The organism is Bradyrhizobium sp. UFLA05-112 (genome assembly GCF_053572325.1).
Window position 1 is genome coordinate 1 of the sequence record NZ_JBANBK010000180.1, and the last position, 4,009, is coordinate 4,009.

The 4,009-nt window shown below is 60.5% G+C and carries 5 protein-coding genes; 1 reads left to right on the plus strand and 4 read right to left on the minus strand.

From position 1 onward, the window contains the following. Nucleotides 1–36: 36 nt before the first annotated feature. The gene (locus SO180_RS42045) at nt 37–288 is read right to left on the minus strand and encodes a hypothetical protein (RefSeq protein ID WP_449384650.1); all 252 of its coding nucleotides are present in this window, start codon (nt 286–288) and stop codon (nt 37–39) included. A 7-nt stretch (nt 289–295) separates the two neighbouring features. Continuing rightward, entirely contained in the window at nt 296–694 is a 399-nt protein-coding gene (locus SO180_RS42050) for a hypothetical protein (protein WP_449384651.1), read from the minus strand. Nucleotides 695–905: 211 nt separating this feature from the next. Between SO180_RS42050 and SO180_RS42055 the strand changes: the two genes are divergently transcribed. Then, entirely contained in the window at nt 906–1,115 is a 210-nt protein-coding gene (locus SO180_RS42055) for a hypothetical protein (protein ID WP_449384652.1), read from the plus strand. A gap of 1,064 nt (nt 1,116–2,179) precedes the next feature. Here SO180_RS42055 and SO180_RS42060 read toward each other — a convergent pair. Next, complete coding sequence (locus SO180_RS42060) at nt 2,180–2,836, minus strand: recombinase family protein (RefSeq protein ID WP_449384653.1); 657 nt, start codon at nt 2,834–2,836, stop codon at nt 2,180–2,182. Nucleotides 2,837–3,260: 424 nt separating this feature from the next. Next, nucleotides 3,261–4,009 (minus strand): hypothetical protein (locus SO180_RS42065; RefSeq protein WP_449384654.1); only part of this gene is annotated, 749 nt, incomplete at its 5' end.

Sequence of the window (4,009 nt, forward strand, 5' to 3'; positions counted from 1 at the left end):
TCGATGCCTTCACCCCCGAGGAATGCGCCAACTACCTCAAAAATTCAGGCTATCGAACTTAATGCCATCACGCTTTAACTCGCCGTGCGCTTCGGCCAATCGCCGAATGTCGACGGCATCGCCGCCCATTTGCTCGGTCTGCAGCCGCTCGATCTCGAGCTTGAGGGCGGTAGCGTGGTCGATCTTGAGTCGCTCCGGCAACGCCGCGGTGTCCGGATCAATGCCAAACAGCCCGGCAATCTCGGCGCGGACCTTGGCAAAGATGCTGGACTTGCTCGGACGGGCCATTGCGCTCTCAGGACCCCACGGGATCGCGCTCGGCGTACCTGGCCTCCAGATCGTCGAGCCAGCTGGGGTCGGCCCGCTGACCGGCCTTGCCAGCGATGATGGATAGGAGCCGCTTGCTGGTCGAACTGATCGGGATCAGGAGATCGCTGTCGACGAGCTCGCCACCGACGATCCGCTCCTGCAACCGTTCGGCCTGAAGCTGAAGCGCGACCGCCTGGCGCACCAACGCCTTCTCGGGCTCGGTCAGCTCGCCGCCGAGTTGCTGCGAATAGCTTTCGACCAAAAACTTGAAGCGTCGACCTCCGGCAGACCGCAAATCGACGGCGCGCGACAGGAGGCGGCCATTGGAAACCCGATCCCGGCCCGTGCTTCGAGCTGCTCTGACGGTGGAATGACCTGCTTGCATAATCCGTGTATCCTTAGACGAATTCATGCACAAAATGTGCATTACACCCGGATAAAATGCAGGCTATTCACTAGGGGTAGTGTCATCGCGACTGTGTTACACAAACTGTGGACATGTTAGTGCGCTGAAGAGCGACTTGCCCGCGCGTAACAGGAACGTTTCACAAATCTGCCGGTTTGCTTTTGGGGCAGGCCGACCGGAGGCTAGTCTCATGCTCAAGGCATTCATCACGGGAGCGATCGCCATCAGCTTGATAGTCGCGCCAACAGCCGCAGGTGCTATGTCGACCCACCAGAAGACCCACAAAACCCATCACGCGAAGAAGATGGAGATGGCGCCTGGCACCACGACCGGAATGTCGAGTGGAACGACGACGACTGAAAAAGCAACCAGCGGTGCAAAGGCCAAGTCGGGCTACTGAGCCGGTCGAACGTCGCGCGACACGCAAGCAGGCGCGCAGTAGCCCCGCTCCATCGCTGGGGCTGGGGGCTGATGTAGCGATGGAGCGGGGAGCCGGGGGCTTCGATCAGACCAGCGCGGAAACGATCGATGTCCTAGGCGCAATCAATTTGCGCCCGTGATTCTGGCTAGCTGACGGCCGACACATGTCGCTAATCGTTCAATCGTTCGGACTATGAAAAACCTAGCAGGTGTTGCCGCCATGCAATTTCCAAAGCCACATTGTTGCCCCACTATGGACCCTAGCCGGTCATGATTGACCAGCAGCGGACTGGCTGGCTAGGCTCGGCACACGTTTCGGCGGGGGCAGTGTGCCGGGCCGCCGCGCGGCGGGGAGCAATGGCGGCAGCCATGTGGATAACCCTGTGGATAAGTCGACGGACAGTGCGGTGACAACAAAAACCGCGCCCGGCGGTGCGCAGCGCGCGTTGCCAGCGGGATAGTTAGGCCGTCACGATTGGCGCGCTAAAAGCCGCCAGTTCGGGCCGTTTTATGCAATTGCCCGGCGTAAGTCGCCGTGAGCGCCCATGGCCCACGCCAGGGAGGCCGGAATCGAAAGGGGCCGCCCTTCAGCGACCCCTTGCCGGTTGAAATCTTGTTCGGGATGCGAAATGGCCAGCCCCGGCGGAATTACCTTAGGGGCATTTCATGACCAGCGTGATTCCGGAAAATTACCGTGCGTAGCACTGTCCTAATCTGCGGAAAACTACGGGTTCTCTTGGGCGAACACCCATTTCCTTTTGAATGACATCGCGTCGAGGTGGTTCTTGGTAAGAAGATCGGCGAAGGCCCGCCTCGCCAGCCCCGGACAGGTCTTCACATTCAAGAGGCCGCCTCGATTTGGCGGCCTTTTCATTTGAGGTGCGGGCCTGGAGTAGCAAGCTCAACAACGGCCCCAGCTCCGGGAGGGAGAAGGATGCTGGGGCCGTTAGTCCGCGCCGGTCCAATGCCTACGCACGCTTTCGCTCATGGCGGGTTTCCGCACCTACCTATGTGAATTTCATTTAGCGACCTTCCGCTTCCGCCTCACACGCTTGCCTCGAAAGGGCGCGGCTGCTCCTTCACCACCCGCTGCACGACTGACGTGCCGACGCCGAGCGTCCGGCCGATCTTCAGGATGCCCGTCCCGTCCTTGTGGAGGCGCAGGATGCGCCTTTCCAACTCGGCCCTGCTCATGCCCCAGCGCTCCTCATCGGCGCTCCGTTCGTCGTCCTTGCGGTTGCCACGGCCCAGCTTGATGCCGCTGGCCTTGGCTCTCGCAAGACCGGCATTGACGCGCTCAACGATCATGGACTTCTCAAACTCGGCAAAGACGCCACACATCTGGAACATGGCGCGACCGGACGGTGTGGTCGTGTCGATGGCCTGCTGATGCAGATAGAGATTGCAGTTCAGCGCCTGCAGCTCGTTCAGGAAACCAACGAGATGCTGAAGGCTGCGGCCGAGCCGATCCACCGACCAGGCGGCAATCATGTTGATCTTGCGCGCCGTCGCGTCCTTGAGCAGTCGGTCGAAGCCAGGGCGCTTTTCTCGACCGTTGGAGCCGCTAATGCCGGCATCCTCATAGAAGCCGACGATTTCCCAGCCCGAGCGAGCAGCAACCGCCTCGAGCTCGCGGCGCTGGTTCTCGGTGGTTTGGCCATCGGTGCTGACCCGCAGATAAACGCCAACTCGCTTTGCCATGACTGCAGCCTCCAAACTTGACGCTGCATCATACCCGAAGCCTTCACCGAGCAAATTCGTCAACGATATCCGTGAGCATCAGTCGACATTTTCGGGTAGGTTTTCGGTATAGGGGCCGCAGACGAATATGATGCCGCGCGCCTGACTGAAACCAGAACAACACGGCCGCGTTACGTGGTCAGCGGGTGAGACACACCACCCGTAACGCGGCCTCAAGTAGACGACGACAGGGAGCTTGCCCCAGCTCCCCGGGGCCGCGTCCCTCGACCGCGTCGGGCGGCGGTGGGTGTAGGAATTTTTTCCCGCAGCCGTGTGCGCGTTAGGGCCGCTCAGATCGATGTCGTTGCCTGAGCCACTTGTGCCTGCGATCGAAATACCGGTTGATTGTCTCGCCCTCGGTCTCGAGCTTGAGCCGGAATGAGGCTTACCAGCTTCTGAGGTCTCGCTCTGGCCTGAATGAGCCGTAGAACCGGCTTGCCGTGCGTGTCGCGGTTCTCACGTATCCGGGCCAGAACCGTTCTAGCTCTCGCTGGACGGTCTTGCGGTTGGTCGAGAGGTTCATGGTCTTGTGGTGCCCGGTATCCCTCACCTTGCGGATCAGCTCTATCGCCTTGTCGACGGCATCTTGCGGTAACGCGGCGCGGGGGGTGGCGTTGGTCGGCTTTGGTGGTGATGGCTTCCCCCAACAAATCACTTCCTTTGGCTGGATGGTCTTGGAAGGCTTTTGTTTGTTTGAAGGATTGAGAGCGGGGGTAGTTTCAGCCTGTTCCCGCGCCGCGTGAGTGTCTTGCGTTACGCTTAATTGCGTCACGCTACCTACGTCCTTCTTAAAGGAAGCGGACGGGGTTTTCCGTAACGCGCGGCGGCGCTTCATGCGCTCAGCGGCTTGGGCGTTGGTTCGGGCTTTCATCTCATCAGGCGAGAGTCCCAAGGACGACCTGCCGGGCTTGGCGCTGGTGCTATTCTTGGCTCGGCGCCGGCGGGCTCGTTTGGCGTCCGTTGCCCGTTTGAGGGCCTTGCGCTTGGCTCGGCTATCATCGTCATTGGCGCCGATCCAGCGACGGCAATTCATGGCGATGCAATCGTCTAGTGAGACGTCCAGGGCATAGGCGGAATGGTCGTGGCTCCAGTTCTTGTTGGACGTCCGGACGTATTCCATGAGGGTTTTGATGT